The 20,681-nt window shown below is 32.4% G+C and carries 15 protein-coding genes and 2 tRNA genes; 8 read left to right on the top strand and 9 right to left on the bottom strand.

The features are described 5' to 3' along the window. Positions 1–34: 34 nt before the first annotated feature. Together ACNG5D_RS06610 and ACNG5D_RS06605 are read right to left on the bottom strand one after the other, a co-directional pair. A complete protein-coding gene (locus ACNG5D_RS06610) occupies positions 35–1,693 on the bottom strand; it encodes a RagB/SusD family nutrient uptake outer membrane protein (RefSeq protein WP_418182707.1) in 1,659 nt (552 codons plus the stop codon). Between the two features lie 18 nt (positions 1,694–1,711). Beyond that, the gene (locus tag ACNG5D_RS06605) at positions 1,712–4,147 is read right to left on the bottom strand and encodes a SusC/RagA family TonB-linked outer membrane protein (RefSeq protein ID WP_418182706.1); all 2,436 of its coding nucleotides are present in this window, start codon (positions 4,145–4,147) and stop codon (positions 1,712–1,714) included. Positions 4,148–4,547: 400 nt separating this feature from the next. On the opposite strand from ACNG5D_RS06605, the gene ACNG5D_RS06600 reads away from it, so the two are divergent. Further along, positions 4,548–5,078 (top strand): BfmA/BtgA family mobilization protein, encoded by a 531-nt coding sequence (locus ACNG5D_RS06600; protein ID WP_418182705.1) that lies wholly within the window; start codon positions 4,548–4,550, stop codon positions 5,076–5,078. Positions 5,079–5,152: 74 nt separating this feature from the next. On the opposite strand, the gene ACNG5D_RS06595 is transcribed toward ACNG5D_RS06600, so the two are convergent. From ACNG5D_RS06595 to ACNG5D_RS06575, 5 genes are all read right to left on the bottom strand, one after another. Beyond that, positions 5,153–5,704 (bottom strand): Arm DNA-binding domain-containing protein, encoded by a 552-nt coding sequence (locus tag ACNG5D_RS06595; protein WP_418182704.1) that lies wholly within the window; start codon positions 5,702–5,704, stop codon positions 5,153–5,155. 229 nt (positions 5,705–5,933) lie between these two features. Then, positions 5,934–6,008 (bottom strand) — tRNA-Pro (locus ACNG5D_RS06590). Between the two features lie 30 nt (positions 6,009–6,038). Continuing rightward, positions 6,039–6,127: transfer RNA gene (locus tag ACNG5D_RS06585), tRNA-Ser, on the bottom strand. Positions 6,128–6,224: 97 nt separating this feature from the next. Then, on the bottom strand, positions 6,225–8,279 hold the full coding sequence (locus tag ACNG5D_RS06580; RefSeq protein WP_418182703.1) for an HD family phosphohydrolase: 2,055 nt from the start codon (positions 8,277–8,279) through the stop codon (positions 6,225–6,227). 125 nt (positions 8,280–8,404) lie between these two features. After that, positions 8,405–8,872 (bottom strand): OsmC family protein, encoded by a 468-nt coding sequence (locus ACNG5D_RS06575; protein ID WP_418182702.1) that lies wholly within the window; start codon positions 8,870–8,872, stop codon positions 8,405–8,407. Positions 8,873–9,086: 214 nt separating this feature from the next. Here ACNG5D_RS06575 and ACNG5D_RS06570 point away from each other — a divergent pair, with 214 nt between their 5' ends. Next, positions 9,087–10,262, top strand: a complete 1,176-nt coding sequence (locus ACNG5D_RS06570) for an acetyl-CoA C-acyltransferase (protein ID WP_418182701.1) — start codon at positions 9,087–9,089, stop codon at positions 10,260–10,262. A 28-nt stretch (positions 10,263–10,290) separates the two neighbouring features. Continuing rightward, positions 10,291–11,040, top strand: a complete 750-nt coding sequence (locus tag ACNG5D_RS06565; protein WP_418182700.1) for a C40 family peptidase — start codon at positions 10,291–10,293, stop codon at positions 11,038–11,040. A gap of 54 nt (positions 11,041–11,094) precedes the next feature. Here the strand turns inward: ACNG5D_RS06565 and ACNG5D_RS06560 are convergent, their stop codons facing one another. Together ACNG5D_RS06560 and gyrA are read right to left on the bottom strand one after the other, a co-directional pair. Continuing rightward, entirely contained in the window at positions 11,095–12,345 is a 1,251-nt protein-coding gene (locus ACNG5D_RS06560) for a tetratricopeptide repeat protein (RefSeq protein ID WP_418182699.1), read from the bottom strand. 18 nt (positions 12,346–12,363) lie between these two features. Continuing rightward, the gene (gyrA, locus tag ACNG5D_RS06555; RefSeq protein WP_418182698.1) at positions 12,364–14,928 is read right to left on the bottom strand and encodes a DNA gyrase subunit A; all 2,565 of its coding nucleotides are present in this window, start codon (positions 14,926–14,928) and stop codon (positions 12,364–12,366) included. 260 nt (positions 14,929–15,188) lie between these two features. Here gyrA and ACNG5D_RS06550 point away from each other — a divergent pair, with 260 nt between their 5' ends. The 5 genes from ACNG5D_RS06550 (at position 15,189) to ACNG5D_RS06530 (ending at position 20,657) form a co-directional block, all read left to right on the top strand. Beyond that, entirely contained in the window at positions 15,189–17,735 is a 2,547-nt protein-coding gene (locus ACNG5D_RS06550) for an ATP-dependent Clp protease ATP-binding subunit (RefSeq protein WP_418182697.1), read from the top strand. 84 nt (positions 17,736–17,819) lie between these two features. After that, on the top strand, positions 17,820–18,209 hold the full coding sequence (locus tag ACNG5D_RS06545) for a hypothetical protein (RefSeq protein WP_418182696.1): 390 nt from the start codon (positions 17,820–17,822) through the stop codon (positions 18,207–18,209). Positions 18,210–18,323: 114 nt separating this feature from the next. Continuing rightward, complete coding sequence (locus ACNG5D_RS06540) at positions 18,324–18,896, top strand: RNA polymerase sigma factor (protein ID WP_418182695.1); 573 nt, start codon at positions 18,324–18,326, stop codon at positions 18,894–18,896. A gap of 10 nt (positions 18,897–18,906) precedes the next feature. Further along, positions 18,907–19,476: a hypothetical protein gene (locus ACNG5D_RS06535; RefSeq protein ID WP_418182694.1), complete on the top strand. Its 570-nt coding sequence runs from the start codon at positions 18,907–18,909 to the stop codon at positions 19,474–19,476. 98 nt (positions 19,477–19,574) lie between these two features. Further along, on the top strand, positions 19,575–20,657 hold the full coding sequence (locus ACNG5D_RS06530; protein ID WP_418182693.1) for a hypothetical protein: 1,083 nt from the start codon (positions 19,575–19,577) through the stop codon (positions 20,655–20,657). The last annotated feature ends 24 nt before the right edge of the window (positions 20,658–20,681 follow it).

The following is a 20,681-nucleotide window of genomic DNA, read 5'->3' as shown; positions in this document are numbered from 1 at the left end:
AGTTTAACCTAATGCACATTTTTAATATTTATAATTAATCGTTTTGAATTAAAGTTGGTTGAATTAATATTTGCTGTTCTGGAATAAACTCTATAATAACATTATTAGTAGATTCTATTTCATAGAACGGGCTTGAATTATTTAGATGTGTTCCTGGGTATCTTCTATTCATTGTTCTGCTGTTTCTATACACGTCAAACTTTCTATGCCCCTCAAAAGCCAACTCTAAACGACGCTCGTCTAATACGACATCTAGTACCGTTTTGCCTGCTGGTAGTGTTGTTAAAGTATACTCTGGCACATTAGCTCTGTTTCTTAGCACATTAATTTCATCTAAAGCCAATTGGTCTGCACCTTGTTTAGCTAAAGCTTCTGCTTTGTTTAAATACATTTCGGCTAAACGCGATACGGTTGGCGACCACAGGTGTAAATCGTTTTCTTGTTGAGATGCTTTAAGAATGAAGAATTTAGGGTATCCATTACGTTTATCCATATCAAAATCGAAAGTAACATCCTGTCTTCCGCTTGGTCCGTTAAAGTAATATTGTGTTTTACCACCTACGTCTTCAGATTCTAAAGTATAATTATTACCATCGTAATCAAAAGTAACTGTACCTGCACTTTCTGTTGTTCTTGCAAACACATAAGTGTAGTCACTATCGTCTACCCAATAAACAGCAGGAATTCTTTGCCCGCTTCCATCAAGTAAATACTGAGGCTCTATAAAACTTTTTCTTAAATCGCCTTCATTTTGGTTTATTAATTCAAGGTACGTTTGCGATGCATACATTTCGCCCCAGCCTACACCATCTATATTAGCATAGAAAGAGCCAATGGTGTACCAATCTTCTGTTCCAGGAATATCAATATCTTTTGTTAATGTAATAGAGAATATGGCCTCTTCGTTTTCTGCAGGTGCTAAAGTATTCATAACCTCGAAACGGTTAGATGGTAAAAGTGTATATGTACCAGAACCTGTTACTTTATCTGCATATTCTATAGCTTTAACATTATCGCCCATGTATAAATACACACGAGATAATAAAGCTTGTGCTGCCTCTTTTGATGCAAAGGATGCACCTTTGTTAATAGTCATTAAAGCTTCTGCTTTTAATAAATCTGCAATAACTTGATCGTAAACTTCGCCTACCGTATTTCTATCTGGTAAATCTGTAATATCTGAAGTTAACTTTAATGGAATTGAAAGGTTTTCTGTACCTTGATTATAAGGTTTTCCAAAAACATTTCCCATTTGAAAAAACACAAGTGCTCTTATGTAATAGTTTTCTCCAATTACTTGATCTTCTTCTTCAGAAACACCTTCGGTTAAACTTTCTATAACTCTATTTGTACCTACAATAGCTTTAAAAGAGTTACTCCAAAACCTATTATTTCTTGAGTTATTAGGGTTTCTTTGGTAGTTGTAAAAGAAGAATAACGGATCTGTTGTTCCTCCACTTATCATAACGTTATCTCCCGAATATTCAGACATTCTATGTAAATCGTCAGACCATCCGTCGTAACCTTTATCTCCTTTTAAAAACAGATAATTACCAAGTGTTGCTGCTTGAGCCGCTCCAGGATCTTGAAACAAATCTTCTGCTGCAATTTCTGTAAAGGGGCTTCTATCTAAATCACACGATGTAAATACAGCGGTGATTGCTAATAGTGATGTATATATTATTTTTTTCATGCTTAAATTTTTATTTAATTAAAACGTAATATTAAGACCTAATGCATAACGTCTTGGAATAGGATAACCTAATGATACAGAACCACCTGCACCTCCAATTGTTGGATCTACACCTGTAAACTTAGTAAAGGTTGCAAGGTTATCTCCTGTTACATAAATATTTGCTCCTGCCATACCTAAACGATCTAATATAGTGTTAGGAATATCATAAGATAATCTAATATTATTTAATCTTAAGTAGCTACCATCTTCTAAATAACGTGTAGAGGTTTGGTTACTTCCTGCATAACCTCCTGGTCTTGGTTTAGGGTGTGTAGCAATATCGCCTGGTTGTTGCCATCTGCTCCAACCTTCTGGTAATACCATTTGGTTAAATTGTAAATAGAATCCATCAGAATCGAATAAATTACGAGAAGAGTTGTATAATTCTGCTCCGTAAGAAAAACTCCAGTTAGAACTTAATGTAAAGCTTTTATATCTAAAATTAGTATTAAAGCCTCCAGTAAAATCTGGGTTTGAAGTTCCTGCAATTTGTACTGTAGCATCGTTATATACGTTGGTTGTACTAACTTCTCCTGTTGTTTCGTCTACAACTTCGTAAACTGGTGTTCCGTCGCCAGGGTTAACACCTAACCATTTTCTCATGTAAAATGTACCAAACTCTTCGCCTTCTCTAAGAATAGTAGATCCGCTAATAATATCGGTACCATCGGCAAGTTCTTTAACTTCATTTTTATTAAAACTAATATTAGCACCTACATTAATACCAAAATCGTCTTTATTAATAATATCTGCAGATACCGCAAACTCTAAACCTTTATTCGTTATAGACCCAATATTTTCATATCTTCCACTAAACCCTGTTTGGTCTGATAAGGCTCTAAAATAAAGTAAACCAGAGTTTTCTTTGTTATAATAATCTACCGTTAAGTTTACTGCGTTAAACAATGTAGCATCAATACCTGCGTTGGTTTCGATAGCTTTTTCCCAAGTTAAGTTTTCTGTTCCTAAACGGTTTGGCTTTGCTGCAATAATCCCAGCGTACTGAAACTTAACATCGTAAGTACTTAAATACCCAAATCCACCTGGTTGGTTACCTACAGCACCGTGACTGGCTCTTAATTTTAACGCATTTATTTGGTTAACGTTAAAGAAATTTTCTTTATGAATGTTCCATCCTGCAGCTACCGAGTAAAACTCGCCATAACGATAGTCTTTAGCAAAGGCAGAAGCCCCATCGACTCTTATAGAACCTTTTACAAAGTATTTACCATTATAATCGTAATCTGCAGAGAATAAGAATGACTGTTGTGCAAACTCGCCAGCATTACCATCGGTCGCAGCAGGTTTTAAACCAACACTTTGTACTTCTCCATTTACGACTACATTTTCTGATCTTGTTGATACGTTTTTAGAGCTTCCGTCATTATACTCGTATGCCGCTAAAACGTTTACGGTATGATTTTCGTTAAACGTATTCGAGTATCTTAACATTTGGTTGGTAAATCTTGTTAAGTTTCTATACGTATAATCGCTTACCGAACCATTTGTTGTTGTACCACCGTTAGACCTTGGATCTGTATAAGAAAACGACTCGTATGTTCCATACCTAAAGTTATTGGTAGATATGAAAGTTAAGTTAGGTAGTAATTTATACTCAAAATCGAAGCTACCAAATAAATCGAACGATCTAGAGTCTGAATAATTCCATTGTCTGTCATAGAAAAAGTTTCTTTTATCTCTACCAAGCCAATCATCGCCTTGAGATAAGGTAGCGTTTACTACTGATCCATCTTCTGCAAAAGGTAAATCCCATGGCATATTAGTATAAGCTTCGTATAATGAAGCATTTCTTGTATTATCTCTTCTATCGAAAACAAAGTTAAGTTTAGGTTTAATAGTTAACCTGTCTGATATGTTATAATCTAAATTAGTACGAAATGTGTATCTATCTAGTTCGTTACCAATAACAGTTCCTTTTTCGTTGTAATATCCTGTAGATAAAAATAAGTTATGTGTTTCTGTTGCCGATGTAAAAGTTATCGAAGCATCTTTTACAAAAGCATCTTGAGTTGCTCCATCAATCCAATCATAATCCCTATCAAGTAAATCTTCAGTAAACCAAGGGTTAGTATTACCTAGTTCTGTATGGTAATCGTATAATTGCTGAGAATTCATTATCTCGAACTTACCTGGGTTAAATTGGTTTACTGCCGTTTTTACAGATACTTTAACTTGTGGCTTACCGCCAACTACACCTCTTTTAGTAGTTACAATAATAACACCATTAGCACCTCTATTTCCATATAAAGCTGTTGCAGAAGCATCTTTTAATACCGAAATACTTGCTACATCGTTAGGGTTTAATTTTGGGTCGCTGTTACCAACAATTACACCATCTACTACCCATAAAGGTGAATTTGAAGGTTCTGGGTATGAAGACCCAAATACCATAGTGATAAAAAAAAATAGTAATAAAAAAATAAAAGGTACCACCAAACTTTAAGAGGAGGATTGAAAAAAAGAATGAACAAAAAATATATTTACATATTAAAGGAGGCATAAATATACTCTAGTCTGTTTGATTTCAGAATATAACTAATGAGAGTATTCCCCGATAGAAAGTTAACAATTACAGAAACTCACTAACATATAAATAATCCCTAAATAAAGCGTGTTTGTAAAACTAAGAGGGAATAGCAAGAGGGTAACACGCTGCGCGATGTTAATAATTTGTAATTGTTGATTTTAAACAACATAACCACTTAAGAATTGTTATCAGTTTCAAATTTTTGCGTAAAATCCGTTTTCAGGCCAATGAAACCAATGTTTTATTGTTACAATCTCATAAATTATGGATGATTTTAATACCATTCGATTAAAGAAGAAAACCTTAGATAAATTTAAGAAATATTCAAAAAAGATCGGTCCAAGTTATTCTGAAACTTTAGACTTTATGATTGCTTTTTTTGAAGATAATAATCTTTTCCCTTATGATACTTTAGGAATCAATGGAACCTCTCTTCAAAATGTTTTTAATAAACGCTTGGATGCCTTAATTTCAGTTTTAAAAAACGTTGAAGAAACACAACTTAAGCCAACTAAAAAAATGTTGGAATCGCTATTTGAAGAAATAGGAGAAAAACAACAAAAATTCGTCGAAAAATCAGAATTCAAAGAACCAATTTTAATAACCGAGAATGAGGAATTAGCATATTACAGAAAAGCATGTTTTCAAAAACAATCAGAACTTATTGAGTTAAAAAATAAGATTAAAGAAGCCTTTGATAAATTTGTGATTATCAAGCATACTTTTAATTCTAATCAATATGTCTTAAAATTAAATATGGAAGAATACAAAGCCCTAAAAAAAAATTTATCTTAATGATCCTAATTGAAATGACTTAGTATTTTTGAACTTTACATTTGGGTAGATTATTATTATTATTATTATTATTATTATTTATCGATAAATTTCCTTTTGGAGTTTTCATATGTTCTTAGATAGTGTTCAAAATCATTAAAGAACCTAAAACTTAACTGTTTTAAATAAATGTCTTTTAGTCTTTTTTTCTTTTTCAAAAACTTCAGTAAGTAGCGTTCTGTTGTGTAATAATTCTTCATCGTTCCTGATTTGAGAACGTGAATCATATTGCCATTATGGTAAACGATTAACTCTTTTAAGGTTCTACTATTATCATCTTCTCCCAAATATCGAGATTTGACGGCATCAGAGGATAACACGTTATCTTCTTCTATAAGCTCTTTATGACATTGAAGCAGTTTGTTATAAACCCCATCTAAATAAGCGTTTAGAATTCTGGCAGTTTCTGAATTACCTCGCCTTCTATTTTTAGTATTGTCCCACTGGTTTTGTTCAATACTTCGCTTTAAACTCATTTCTGAGCGTTTACCGTTTACAGTAATACGGACATAGATGGAAATTTGATTGGGGTTGCTTCTTGATTTTCTTGTAAAGAAAATAACCGTAAAAGTGCTTTTTGTTTTCATTTTAAATGACTTTATGTTAAACAATAATTTGTAAAGACGAAAGTCAAATTATGTCTTAAAGCTCTTTAAAGTTACTACATTTCCAGTGAACAATTGTACACCGATTTGCACACTTTTTTATTGGGTTTAGATGCTTTCATTTGATGACAAATAAAATGTGTAAAAAACAAAAAAAACATTGATAATCATACGATTAACAATGTTTTGATGTTTCCTATTTCTAGGTTAGTCGGGGTGGCAGGATTCGAACCTGCGACCTCCGCGTCCCAAACGCGGCGCGATAACCGGGCTACGCTACACCCCGAAGGTTATCTAAATATAGATTAGAAAATTGCGGAGAGACAGGGATTCGAACCCTGGGTACCTATTTCTAGGTACGACGATTTAGCAAACCGCTCCTTTCGGCCACTCAGGCACCTCTCCAATATTTTTTATGAACTACACATTAAATTTAAATGCGGATGCAAATTTAGTTTTTATCTTAAACAACACAAACATTTTTTTTATTTTTTTTCAGTTTTTATTCTGGGTATTCAATTCGTAAATGGTAAATATTTGCTAGTTTGTACTTTAGCACTTTTTTTATTGACTGAATTTCTTTAAAAGTTATGTTAGCATTTAAAAATTGTCCTTCTTCTATCTGCTTATTTATAATATTTTCTACAAAAGTTTCTATTTTTGTTGATGTTGGCTCTTTTAAACTTTTAGAAGCTGCCTCAATGCTATCGCACATCATTAAAATAGCTGTTTCTTTACTAAATGGTTTAGGCCCAGGATAGCTAAAATCTAATTTATCAACCTCGGTTTCTGGGTAATCTTTCTTTTCTTTCATATAAAAATAATAGACTACACTTGTTCCATGATGCGTTCTTATAAAATCAATAACACGATCTGGCAAATTATTTTTTCTTGCTATTTCTATTCCATTTATAACATGGTCTGTAATTATTCTTGCACTTTCTTTAGAAGATAACTCGTCATGAGGGTTTATTCCGGTTGATTGATTTTCGGTATAATACGTTGGATTTTTCATTTTACCTATATCATGATATAACGCTCCCACTCTAGCTAGCATAGCATTTGCTCCTATTTCGTTTGCAGAAGCTTCAGCTAAATTTGCTACATTTAATGAGTGATGAAACGTACCTGGCGCTTTATTTGATAGTTCTTTTAATAGTTTTGTATTAGTATCGGACAATTCTAAAAGTGAAACATCTGAAACTAACCCAAAAAGCTTTTCGTATGCATAAATTAAAGGTTGCACAAATAAAGTAGCTAACCCGCATAAAACAAACCAAATAAAGGTTTCCCACTTAAGTGTTTCTACACTACCTTCATGTATTACAAAAAATGCAAAGTAAGCTACGATGTAAATTAGTGTTATTTGCCCTACCGAAATAAATAAATTAGCTCGTTTATATAATTCTGAAACCGTTAAAATAGTTACTATTCCTGCTATAATTTGCAAAAACATATATTCATAACTATTAGGCACAATAAAACCTAGTAAAAGTACTGTAAGTACGTGAGCAAACAACCCGAGTCGCGCATCAAAAAAGGCTTTAAAAACTAATGGAAGAATACAAATTGGAACTATATAAATGTATTTAGAATCATAACTAACCACTAAGGTTGTTATAAAAATCATTAACGAGATATTAAAAAATATAAAAGTTACTTTAGTGTTATTTTCAAAAACTGAAACTCTATATTTTCTTAAAAATAATAACAGCATTAATAAGGCTAAAGACACCAACAAGGTATAAGCAAATAATACCCAATTATAATTAGCCTCATTCCACACTTGAGATTCGTATTCAGATTGTAATGATTTTAAAACTTGATACTTATCGCCTTCTATAACTTCGCCTTTAGATACTATTAAGGTTTCTTTTGCAATGCTACCTCTAGTATACGAAATTCTACTAATCTCATCCTTAATTATCTTATCGGTTAACGTTTTGTTTAACGTAATATTAGGCTCTACCAAATCGAAAAACAATGAAACGTAGCCAGTTTTAAAGTTTAACAAATTGTTTTTTATTAAAACTTTTTCTATTACCGTACTTACATTTTTTTGCTTAATTAAATTAGCGTAAAAACCATCGTGTATTTTTTCTCTTCCGTCTAGAATAACAATAGAACGGTCTTCAGAAAAATCGTAATCATCACTTAATACACCGTAATTATATAATTCTGAAATAATATGTTCTCCGGTTTTAAATAAATTGCTATGTAAGTAAGTTGATAGTGTATCTGAAAAAGCACTTGTAAACTGGCTTTTATAAGCATTTCTAACTTTGGTTTCTATAGTATTATCTAAATTAAAATACAATACTGCATTCTCAACAATATTTTTCTTTTCTAGAGCTATTTCTTGGTCTGTTTTTTTTATAGCAAAATCAAAAGGGGCTTGTAAACTTTCAGATTGCCAAGGTTTACCTTTTTCAAAATTATATTTAAATTTTCCGCTTTTAGGAAATAGATATACAATTAAAAAAGTTGTGCATATAAATAATAGCACCTTATAAATCAAAGAATGATTTTTGTAAAGTTTATTTATAAAGTCTTTCATTGGTTTAAATTCATTCCCTTTTCTTTATTTAACAAAAATATCGAGCTCGATTAAGAGTACTATTTTTAATAATTTACAAGCTAATTATTAATAATTAACATAAGCATTTAATTATATCTTTATAATTAGGTTGTTATACTTGGGTTATGTTCTACTTTAAAGTTACAAGAATTTGCAATAAAACACATTTTATTAGCTTCTATGTGTAGTTTATTTGCTTTTTCAATCATATTTTTATCAGTTATTTTCACTTTTGGATTAAGAGTAACCTTTGTAAATTTACCACTACCATTTTCAAATTCTTCCATAACTCCCACAGCAACATCTAAATACTCGATTACTATAATTTTATGTACTGAACATAAATGCAAGTACCAAAGCATATGGCAGGCTGACAAGGATGACAAAAAAAGATCTTCGGGATTATACTTTGTATTGTCTCCCAAAAACGAAGGGTCTGACGAACCTTTAATTACATCATATTTTTTGTCTGATATAATGTCATGATTTCTACTATAAGATTTATAATTTAACGTTCCATCACCTTCATTTCCTGTCCATTCTACTTTTATTTTGTAACTGTGTTTTTTCATTATTTTTCAAAACACCATAAGCTATTTTAAATAATTTATATAGATTTCATCATAATTAATCCCCTAAATATCAAATATTAATAACGAATGTGTCTTCTAGAAACCAAATGTAATAAAATTATAAGCTTTTAAGCTTTTTTATAATAATCTAATCTTTCAAATTTCTACTAAAAAATCGTTATTTTCGCATAGACTAAATTAAAACAATAGATTAATGAACAAAGAAGTAGTAATAGTATCTGCAGCAAGAACTCCAATTGGAAGCTTTTTGGGTGCTTTATCAACTATACCAGCTCCTAAACTAGGCGCTATTGCAATAAAAGGTGCTTTAAATAAAATAAATTTAAACCCTAAATTGGTTGAAGAAGTTTTAATGGGTAATGTGGTGCAAGCTGGTACTGGGCAAGCTCCAGCTAGACAAGCCGCAATTTATGCAGGTATACCTAACACCGTACCATGTACTACAATAAACAAAGTTTGTGCATCTGGTATGAAAACCGTTATGCAAGCAGCGCAATCTATTGCTTTAGGCGATGCTAATATAGTTGTTGCAGGAGGTATGGAAAACATGAGCCTTATACCTCATTACTTACACGCTAGAACTGCTACTAAGTTTGGCCCTACAACACTAGTAGATGGCATGCAAAAAGATGGTTTAGTTGATGCCTACAACCAAAATGCTATGGGCGTATGTGCTGATGCTTGCGCTAATAAATATGAGTTTTCTAGAGAAGATCAAGATGCTTATGCCATACAATCATACAAACGCTCTTCTGATGCTTGGGAAGCAGGTAAATTTAATAATGAAATTGTTCCTGTAGAAGTTCCTCAACGTCGTGGCGAACCTATAATAGTTAATAAAGATGAAGAATATACCAACGTAAAATTAGACAAAATACCTAATTTACGCCCTGCTTTTTCTAAAGATGGTACTGTAACTGCCGCAAATGCTTCGACTATAAATGATGGTGCTGGAGCTATGGTTTTAATGAGCAAAGAAAAGGCTGAAGAGTTAGGCTTAACACCCTTAGCTACAATAAAAAGCTATGCCGATGCTGCCCACGAACCAGAGTGGTTTACAACGGCACCTGCTAAAGCCTTACCAAAAGCACTTGATAAAGCAGGAATTACACTAAACGACGTTGATTTTTTCGAGTTTAACGAAGCATTCTCGGTTGTTGGTTTAGCTAATATGAAAATTTTGGGCCTTACCGATAAAAATGTTAATGTAAATGGTGGCGCTGTTTCTCTAGGACATCCGCTTGGTTGTTCTGGTGTTAGAATTCTTATTACTTTATTAAATGTTTTAGAACAAAATAATGCTAAAATTGGAGCTGCAGCAATTTGTAATGGCGGCGGCGGTGCTTCTGCAATGATTATTGAACGTTAATAAGTAAAATAGAAGAAAGAAGTATTTAATGCAATACGGTATTTGTAATTTAAGCATTGTTCCGCTTAGAAATGAACCAAGCGACACTAGCGAACTAGTCTCGCAAGTACTTTATGGCGATTTTTTTAAGGTTTTAGAACAACGAAAACAATGGAGTAAAATTAGATTAGCTTTTGATAAGTATGAAGGCTGGATAGACAACAAACAGTACTTTGAAATATCTGAAGACCAATACAAAACATTAAATAGCGAAACACCTAAACTATCTACCGATTTAGTAGAGTTTATTGAAGATAAAAACAACCAATTATCACCTATTACTATAGGCTCTAGCTTAAACGGGCTTTCTATTTTAAACCACCAGTACGATGGCAATTTTATTAACGAAAAGGTTGACAAATCTAACCTAATAAAAACCGCTTTTACGTTTTTAAACACGCCTTATTTATGGGGTGGCAAAACACCTTTTGGAATTGATTGCTCTGGTTTTACCCAAATGGTTTACAAACTAAACGGTTATAAATTATTACGCGATGCTTCACAACAAGCCACTCAAGGCGAAGCTTTAAGCTTTATTGAAGAAAGTGAGCCTGGCGATTTAGCTTTTTTTGATAATAATGAAGGCGCTATAATTCATGTAGGTATTATTATGAAAGACAACTACATTATTCATGCTCATGGAAAAGTTAGAATAGACAGGCTTGACCATTCTGGTATTTATAACGTTGATAGAAACACACACACGCACAAACTTCGTGTTATAAAAAAAATTATATAAAAAATGCCGCTATAAAGCGGCATTTTTTATATATTTTAAAAGAGTATTTACAACTTACTCTCCAGCAGGAATTGCATCAATCTTTGCTGTAATATCTTTAGCTTTTTGCGTTTCCCCTAAAGCTTGATATATATTTTTTAACTGGGTTAATATACCTGTACCAGGAGAAGGGTTTTTACTAATAAAATCAAGTAAAACATTAGCGCCTTCATTAAATAAAGTATTCTTTTCTTCTTTTAATTTTTCATACTTAGCATCATCGGCTTTACTCATACCTAATTTACCCATTTGTTCTATAATTACATTTCCTTTTTCTATGTATAAATTAGAAAGGTTTAGTGCTGCATCAGAGTATGCTGGGTCTAAGCTTAAAACTTTTTCAAATGATTTTTGAGCATCTTCAACCGCTCCCTTATTCATATTAACAACACCTACATTATAGTGTAATGCAGCATTGTTTGGCTCTTTAGTAATTGCTTCTTCAATAAGTGTTTTAAACTTATCTTCATCTTTTAACTGCAAATAAATATTAGCTTCGTTTATTATTAAATCTACATTTTCTGGGTTTTCTACTCTAGCATCTTTAATGGCTGTTAGTGCTTTTTCGTTATCTCCTTTAGATATATAAATAAGTGCAATATTTTTAACTATTTCTGGTTTTTTAGATTCTGTTAAACGCTCACCTGGTTTTATATGGCTTCCTCCTTTAACGTATAAATCGCGTGTTCCTTTATCAAGAACCACTTCTTTTCCAGACTCTTTATCTGTAGCAAAATATTCTTTAGTAATACCTGTATACCCTATATTCTTTAACTCTTCGTAAAGCCCTAAAGCTCTATCGTATTCTTTTACGTTTACTGCTGTAGCAGCTGCGTAATAAAGAAACATAGTGTCTACTTCTGTTACTCTGTAGGCTTTTTCAAAATACTTTGATGCTACCGAGTAATCTTGTTTTTCGTAAGCTGAATTACCAGTAGTTAACAAACCATTAGTCATAGTCTGTTTTAATTCTTTAATTTCAGAACCGTAACCTTTGGCATTACCTAAGCTTTTAATTGCCGTATCAATATCGTTTATAGCTCCTTTACCGTTTGCATACAAAGCCTTAGCTTTTAAAAAGTAAAATTTTGCTTTAGACTTTTCGTCCATTGCAGATAGCAAGCCTTCTGCTTGATTAATACCAGATTTGGCTTCAGCAAAATTGTTATTTTTAATAGCTTTTTCTATGGCTTTTAATTCTTTTTTTTGAGCAAAAGAAAAGGCACTTATTGAAAATGCTAAAGCTATGATTAATTGTTTTTTCATTTTTAAAAAATATTAAGTTTAATTTTCAGTGTTATTATCGTTTAAATTATTATCAAGAGTTGTGCCATCTTCTGAAGCATTAGTGTTTTCGGCACTTTCAGAACTTATAACCTGTCCATCTTCATCCAATTCTACTTCATCTTCGTCATGCATTACTTTAGCTACTGCTGCTATAGAGTCTTTACCTTTAAGGTTTATTAATTTAACGCCTTGTGTAGCACGCCCCATAACTCTTAAATCTTTAACAGCCATTCTAATAGCTATACCCGATTTATTAATGATCATTAAATCATCATCATCAGTTACATTTTTAATAGACACTAAATTACCCGTTTTTTCGGTTATAGATATGGTTTTTACACCTTTTCCACCTCGATTAGTGATTCTATAATCTTCTAAACTAGATCGTTTACCATAACCATTTTCAGACACAACAAGTACGTTACTTTCCATATCATCAACAGCTATCATTCCAACAACTTCATCTGTTTTTTCGTCTTGTAACCTAATACCTCTAACTCCAGAAGCTCCACGTCCCATTGGTCTTGTTTTAGCTTCTTCAAAACGAATAGCCTTACCAGATTTTAAGGCCAGCATAACTTGACTTTCGCCTGTTGTTAATTTAGCTTCTAATAATACATCATCATCTTTTATTGTTATGGCATTAATACCGTTTGTTCTTGGTCTTGAGTACTGCTCTAATGATGTCTTTTTTACTTGTCCCTTTTTAGTAGCCATTATCACGTAATGACTATTTATGTAATCTTCATCTTTTAAATCTTGAGTACAAATAAAAGCCATAACTTTATCATCTTGCTCTATATTTATTAAGTTTTGTATAGCGCGACCTTTTGATGTTTTTGTACCTTCTGGAATTTCATAAACACGCATCCAGAAACATTTTCCTTTTTGAGTAAAGAACAACATATATTGATGGTTTGTTCCTACAAATAAGTGTTCTAAGAAATCTTCATTTCTGGTTGTGGATGCTTTTTGACCAACACCTCCTCGGTTTTGTGTTTTATATTCTGTTAACGATGTACGTTTAATGTATCCAGCATGAGAAATAGTAATTACTACTTTTTCGTTAGGAATCATATCTTCAATACTTAAATCGCCTCCTGCGTACTCGATAGTAGATCGGCGCTCATCTCCATATTTATCTCTAACAACTTCTAACTCTGCTTTAATGATATCCATACGACGTTCTTTTTTATCAAGAATGTCCTTTAAATCTTCAATGGTTTTCATTAATTCTTCATACTCCAACCTAAGCTTATCTTGCTCTAAACCAGTTAATTGACGCAACCTCATTTCAACTATCGCTTTAGCTTGAATTTCAGAAAGCTTAAAGCGTTCAATTAACTTTTCTCTGGCTTCATCTGCGTTTGCCGATGCTCTAATTAGAGCTATTACTTCATCAATATTATCAGACGCAATTATTAAACCTTCAAGTATATGGGCTCTTTCCTCGGCTTTTCGTAGTTCATACTGAGTACGTCTTACTACAACCTCGTGTCTATGCTCGACAAAGTAATGAATCAAATCTTTTAGGTTTAACAATTGCGGTCTTCCATTTACCAACGCAATGTTATTTACACTAAATGAAGACTGTAGCGCTGTATACTTAAACAATTTATTCAACACAATATTAGGAATAGCATCTCGTTTAAGCACATAAACAATACGCATACCGTTCCTATCGGATTCATCACGAATAGTAGAAATACCTTCTAGCTTTTTATCGTTTACCAAATCAGCAGTTTTCTTTATCATATCTGCTTTATTCACTTGGTAAGGAATTTCGTCTACAACAATACATTCTCGACCATTAACCTCTTCTATATTTGCTTTTCCTCGTATAACAATTCGGCCTCGTCCTGTTTGAAATGCTTCCTTTACACCATCATACCCATAAATGGTTCCTCCTGTTGGAAAATCGGGTGCTTTAACATGCTGTATAAGCTCGTCTACTTCAATATTATTATTATCTATGTAAGCTATTGTACCATTAACCACTTCGGTTAAATTATGAGGAGGCATATTGGTAGCCATACCAACGGCAATACCAGACGCTCCATTTACTAAAAGTCCTGGAATACGAGTTGGTAAAACGGTTGGTTCTTGTAGTGTATCATCAAAATTTAATTTATGATCTACGGTTTCCTTATCAATATCTGCCAACATGTCTTCAGATATTTTACGCATACGCGCTTCTGTATAACGCATTGCCGCAGGACTATCTCCATCAATAGAACCAAAGTTTCCTTGTCCATCTACAAGCATATAACGCAAACTCCACTCTTGTGCCATACGCACCATAGCATCATAAACCGAGGTATCTCCATGAGGATGATACTTACCTAAAACCTCTCCAACTATTCTTGCGGATTTTTTATGTGCCGAATTTGCTCTAACACCTAATTCGTGCATACCGTAAAGTACACGTCTATGAACTGGTTTTAACCCATCTCTTACATCTGGTAAAGCACGTGACACAATGACCGACATCGAATAATCGATGTATGCCGATTTCATCTCATCCTCAATATTAATAGGGATCAATTTCTCTCCTTCTGCCATATATTATTTAATTTAGTTTATGTAATTTTCAAAACATGCTAATATAAGAATTCCATTAGTTATAGTAAGACAAACAAACTTCATTTTTCATGTAATTTATTAACAATTTTAACGACTTATTTGGTTAATAAGTATACCTACTAAAATTTTGATTTTATAAAGATTTTTTCGTCAATTAGCACAATACATACATTTTTAGGTATAGTTTTTGACTTTAGTTAAAATGTTTTACTATTTTTAATGCAGAAAGGACACGATTTATGGATGATAATTTTTCCCCAAGAGTAAAAGATGTTATTGCTTATAGCAAAGAAGAAGCACTACGGTTAGGCCATGATTTTATTGGCACAGAACACTTAATGCTTGGACTTTTGCGTGACGGTAACGGAAAAGCAATAAACATTCTTAACGCCTTAGATATTGATTTAAACCATTTAAGGCGTAAAGTTGAAATTTTAAGTCCTGCTAATCCTAATATTACTGTAGCTTCTAATCAAAAAAAGAACCTACATCTTACAAGACAAGCAGAACGCGCTTTAAAAACCACTTTTTTAGAAGCCAAACTATTTCAAAGCACATCTATAAATACAGCGCATTTATTGCTTTGTATTTTAAGAAATGAAAACGACCCCACTACCAAGCTTTTAAATAAGCTTAAAGTTGATTACGATAATGTTAAAGAACAATTTAAATCTATGATTACAAACGATAACGATTATATAGAACCTAAGTCTGAATTTCAAGACGACGACACTACTCCTGAAGGAGAATCTGCAAAAGACAACATTTTTAACGCTCCATCTGGCAAATCTAACAAGAAGTCTAAAACCCCTGTTTTAGATAATTTTGGGCGCGATTTAACGGCTTTAGCCGAAGAAGGTAAGTTAGACCCTGTTGTGGGTAGAGAAAAGGAAATTCAGCGTGTTTCTCAAGTTTTAAGCAGACGAAAGAAAAACAACCCACTTTTAATAGGCGAACCTGGTGTTGGTAAATCTGCTATTGCAGAAGGCTTAGCCCTTAGAATTGTTAAACGAAAAGTATCGCGTATTTTATTTAATAAACGCGTAGTTACTTTAGATTTGGCAAGCCTAGTTGCTGGCACTAAATACCGTGGCCAATTTGAAGAGCGCATGAAAGCCGTTATGAACGAGCTAGAAAAAAACGACGATGTTATTTTATTTATAGACGAAATTCATACCATTGTTGGCGCCGGAGGAGCAACCGGAAGCCTTGATGCATCTAATATGTTTAAACCCGCTTTAGCTAGAGGCGAAATACAATGCATTGGTGCCACAACTTTAGATGAGTACAGACAGTATATTGAGAAAGATGGTGCTTTAGAACGTCGTTTCCAAAAAGTTATAGTAGAACCTACTAGCGTTGAAGAAACCATAGAAATTCTTAACAATATTAAAGGTAAATACGAAGAACACCATAATGTAGATTACACACCAGAAGCTATTGAAGCCTGTGTAAAATTAACAAACAGATACATGACCGAGCGCTTTTTACCAGACAAAGCCATTGATGCTTTAGATGAAGCTGGATCTCGAGTTCATATAACAAATATTGACGTTCCTAAACAAATTATTGAACTTGAAAAGCAACTTGAAGCGATTAAAGAAACTAAAAACGCCGTTGTTAGAAAGCAAAAATATGAAGAAGCCGCAAAACTTAGAGATGACGAAAAGCGCATTGAAAAAGAATTAGCCATTGCTCAAGAAAAATGGGAAGAAGATACCAAGCAACACCGAGAAATTGTTACCGAAGATAATGTAGCAGATGTTGTATCTATGATGACAGGCGTTCCCGTAAACCGAATAGCGCAAACCGAAATTAATAAACTCGCAGAGCTACCTAATCGTATAAAAGGCAAAGTAATAGGCCAAGACGATGCCGTTGCAAAAGTTGTAAAAGCCATTCAACGTAACAGAGCAGGACTTAAAGACCCTAACAAGCCAATAGGTTCGTTTATATTTTTAGGTCAAACTGGCGTTGGAAAAACTCAATTAGCAAAAGTATTATCTAGAGAACTTTTTGATAGTGAAGATTCGCTAGTAAGAATAGACATGAGCGAATACATGGAAAAATTTGCCATATCTAGATTAATAGGAGCACCTCCAGGTTATGTTGGCTACGAAGAAGGCGGACAACTAACCGAAAAAGTAAGAAGAAAACCTTATGCTGTTATTCTATTAGACGAAATAGAAAAAGCGCATCCAGATGTATTTAATATGTTACTTCAAGTACTTGACGATGGCTACTTAACCGATAGTCTAGGACGAAAAATTGATTTTAGAAATACCATTATCATCATGACATCCAACATTGGAGCTCGTAAACTTAAAGATTTTGGTACAGGAATTGGTTTTGGTACAGCCTCACAGAAAGCACAAGAAGATGCTAACGCAAGAAGCGTAATTGAAAACGCACTTAAAAAATCGTTCGCCCCAGAATTTTTAAACAGAATTGACGATGTGGTTGTATTCAATGCCCTTGAAAAAGAAGATATCAATAAAATTATTGACATAGAACTGCAAAAACTTTTAGTACGCATAAAAGGATTAGGTTACAATTTAACCCTTACTGAAAGCGCAAAAGACTATATAGCCGAAAAAGGTTTCGACAAACAATACGGAGCGCGCCCATTAAAAAGAGCCATCCAGAAATATGTTGAAGATGCTTTAGCCGAAGAAATTGTAGCTTCGCACCTAGAAGAAGGCGACAATATTAATATTGATTTAGATACCAAAACCGAAGAGCTTAGCATTACAATAGATAAAGCAGAAAAGCCTACAGAATCGTAAAAACCAATATTTATTTAATTAAATAAAAAAACTCGAAATTTATTTTTCGAGTTTTTTTGTTTTAAAATTACTACATTTAGGCTTATGAAAAAAACCTTAACATTACCCATAGGTACTTTTTATATTTACAACAACTACTTGGTTGCAGAAATCAATGAAGGTAAAACAATAACTCTTAAAGACAATCAAACTCTTGAAGATGTTGCCAACACTCATTTTTTAACCAAAAATTTTGTTTACATAACACACCGTAAAAACTCTTACGCTGTAGATCCTGCTGTGTATACAAAAACGTCTAAAATTAAAAATCTAATAGGCTTTGCTGTAGTAGCCTCTAATTACATAGCCTTAAGAAATGCCGAAATTGAAAAAATATTTTTAAACAAACCCTTTGAGTCTTTTACAGAACTTGACGAAGCCATTAAATGGGCAAAAAAAATAATTAGGCAAGACAACACAAATATTTACACTTAAAACCTGTAAAAGAAAACAAACCAAATCCTACATTCTTTAAGAAAGTAGGATTTTTTTTTGAAAACTGTAACAAATAAAAAATTAAACCATCTATACTATATCAATCAATTTTTTGTGACACTAACCAAACAAAATACCGAACAACTTGTTGCCCTTTGTGCAACTGGTAACCAATCTGCGCAAATGGAAATTTATAACAGATACTATAAAGCTATGTACAACACTTCGTTAAGAATTGTAAAAAATAGTTTTGAAGCTGAAGATATTATGCAAGATTCATTTTTAAAGGCATTTACAAAACTAGAAACCCTAAAAGACACATCTACTTTTGGCCCATGGTTAAAACGAATTGTTATTAACAACAGTATTTATCACTTCAACAAAAACAATAAAAAAAACGAAGTGTCTTTTGATAGTGTTTTATACAAAGTTGAAGATGAAACAAACAACGAAACAAACGGAATTAATAACAGTTACGATTTACTAAGCCTAAAAGCTCAACAAATTTTAAAGACCATTAAAACCTTAAAAGATAATTACAGAATTGCTTTAACCCTTAACCTTATAGAAGGTTATGATAGCGAAGAAATTAGCGAAATAATGAATATAACTAACGCTAATTGCAGAACAACAATATCAAGAGCTAAAGATAGCCTAAGAAAAAAGTTAGAAAAAGAATTTGCTTAAAACATTTACCATGGAAAAACACACACTAGACAATATATTTAAAAACTTAGAACACAATTTCGATACAGAAACACCAAATACAGGGCACAAAACACGGTTTTTAAATAAATTAAACAACCAAAACAACATCGCTTTAAAAAGTAAAAAAAACAACAACAATTTCTGGAAACCTTTTATAGCCATTGCTGCTTCTGTAGCTATTTTAATAACACTTTTTACAATTACTCCGCAAACTAATAACCAATACGACTTAGCTAATGTTTCACCCAAAATGGCAGAAACTCAAGATTTTTTTACAGCTGCTATTAACGAAGAATTACAGAAACTAAAAAAAGAGTCGTTACCAGAAGCTAAAAATTTAATACAAGACGCCCTAAAACAAATACAAATACTAGAAACTAATTACCAATCTTTAAAAATTGATTTAAACGAAAGCGGCGAAGATAACCGCGTTATTTATGCCATGATTTCTAACTTTCAAAATAGAATAGATATTTTAAAAGATACATTAACCCAAATTGAAAACATAAAACAATTAAAATCATCATTAAATCAAGAAATATCAGAATTAAATATGTAATTCTAAAAATTAACTATCAAAAAAAAAAAAAGAGAACTCAAATAACTTCATAAACTTTAAAGTACATCAATCACATAACAATCAAAAAAAGCGAACACATGAAACCAGCACTACACATTAAATTATTAATTGCGTTATTAATACTTCCTCTATTTATTTCTGCAACTACAGAAATTAAAAATGAGCAAACAAAAACCATAAACAAAACGTTTACAGTAAACCCAAATGCAACTTTAAAAGTAAACAATAGCTACGGTAATATTAATGTAATTACATGGAATGAAAACAAAATAGTTTTTGAAATTAAAATTACTGCATCTGGAAATAACCAAGAGTATATTCAAAAAAAATTAAATGAAATTGATGTGAATTTTTCTTCGACACACGATTTAGTTTCTGCCGAAACCAAATTTGGCAAAAAAAGCTCAAACTCTTGGTGGAATTGGGGCAGCAACAAAAAAATTAAAGTAAAAATTAACTACATTATTAAAATGCCTATAACCGGGAAGGTAGATTTAAAAAATAATTACGGAAATATAAATTTAGACAGACTGGAAGGGCATGCCAATATAAATTGTGATTACGGAAAAATAACCACTAAAGAATTAATGGCTAACAATAACACAATTAATTTTGATTACACTAAAGGCTGTTATTTCGAGTATATAAAAAGCGGAAATATTAATGCAGATTATAGCGAGTTTACTATTAATAAAACTAAAGAAATACATATTAATGCCGACTACACGAGCTCTAAAATAGAATCGGCCGAAGATGTAACATTTAAATGTAACTATGGTAGCATAAAAATAGATAGAACAAATAACATTGTTGGAAATGGCGACTACCTAACTACCATTATTGGAGATATTCATGCTAGTGCAACTCTTAATGCCGATTATGGTTCTATTAAGATAAACCGTATAACTGAAAACGCTAACAACGTAACTATTAAATCTGATTACACAGGCATTAAAGTTGGATATGATTATAATTACGACTTTAACTTTAATATCAATTTAGATTACGCTTCGTTAAGAGATAGCGACAACCTAATTATTACAAAAGAAATTAAAGATGGAACAAGCAAACGTTATAAAGGATACCACAAAAATCAATCATCAAACCATAATTTAACAATCGATTCTGATTACGGAAGCGTTACATTATACAAAAACTAGGTATAATACCAGAAAAAAACAATC

This window comes from Algibacter ulvanivorans, assembly GCF_048381495.1.
GTDB classification, from domain to species: Bacteria; Bacteroidota; Bacteroidia; order Flavobacteriales; family Flavobacteriaceae; genus Algibacter_B; species Algibacter_B ulvanivorans.
The sequence above is the reverse complement of the archived record's forward strand: the minus strand, read 5'-3'. Positions and strand labels throughout refer to the sequence as shown.

Excerpts from the sequence above, each read along its gene's own strand:
- ACNG5D_RS06560 (WP_418182699.1), bottom strand. The coding sequence starts at position 12,345 with ATGAAAAAACAATTAATCATAGCTTTAGCATTTTCAATAAGTGCCTTT.
- ACNG5D_RS06535 (WP_418182694.1), top strand. The coding sequence starts at position 18,907 with ATGGAAAAACACACACTAGACAATATATTTAAAAACTTAGAACACAAT.
- ACNG5D_RS06580 (WP_418182703.1), bottom strand. The coding sequence starts at position 8,279 with ATGAAAGACTTTATAAATAAACTTTACAAAAATCATTCTTTGATTTAT.
- ACNG5D_RS06550 (WP_418182697.1), top strand. The coding sequence starts at position 15,189 with ATGGATGATAATTTTTCCCCAAGAGTAAAAGATGTTATTGCTTATAGC.
- ACNG5D_RS06545 (WP_418182696.1), top strand. The coding sequence starts at position 17,820 with ATGAAAAAAACCTTAACATTACCCATAGGTACTTTTTATATTTACAAC.
- ACNG5D_RS06595 (WP_418182704.1), bottom strand. The coding sequence starts at position 5,704 with ATGAAAACAAAAAGCACTTTTACGGTTATTTTCTTTACAAGAAAATCA.
- ACNG5D_RS06570 (WP_418182701.1), top strand. The coding sequence starts at position 9,087 with ATGAACAAAGAAGTAGTAATAGTATCTGCAGCAAGAACTCCAATTGGA.
- ACNG5D_RS06575 (WP_418182702.1), bottom strand. The coding sequence starts at position 8,872 with ATGAAAAAACACAGTTACAAAATAAAAGTAGAATGGACAGGAAATGAA.
- ACNG5D_RS06530 (WP_418182693.1), top strand. The coding sequence starts at position 19,575 with ATGAAACCAGCACTACACATTAAATTATTAATTGCGTTATTAATACTT.
- ACNG5D_RS06605 (WP_418182706.1), bottom strand. The coding sequence starts at position 4,147 with ATGGTATTTGGGTCTTCATACCCAGAACCTTCAAATTCACCTTTATGG.
- gyrA (WP_418182698.1), bottom strand. The coding sequence starts at position 14,928 with ATGGCAGAAGGAGAGAAATTGATCCCTATTAATATTGAGGATGAGATG.
- ACNG5D_RS06610 (WP_418182707.1), bottom strand. The coding sequence starts at position 1,693 with ATGAAAAAAATAATATATACATCACTATTAGCAATCACCGCTGTATTT.
- ACNG5D_RS06600 (WP_418182705.1), top strand. The coding sequence starts at position 4,548 with ATGGATGATTTTAATACCATTCGATTAAAGAAGAAAACCTTAGATAAA.
- ACNG5D_RS06565 (WP_418182700.1), top strand. The coding sequence starts at position 10,291 with ATGCAATACGGTATTTGTAATTTAAGCATTGTTCCGCTTAGAAATGAA.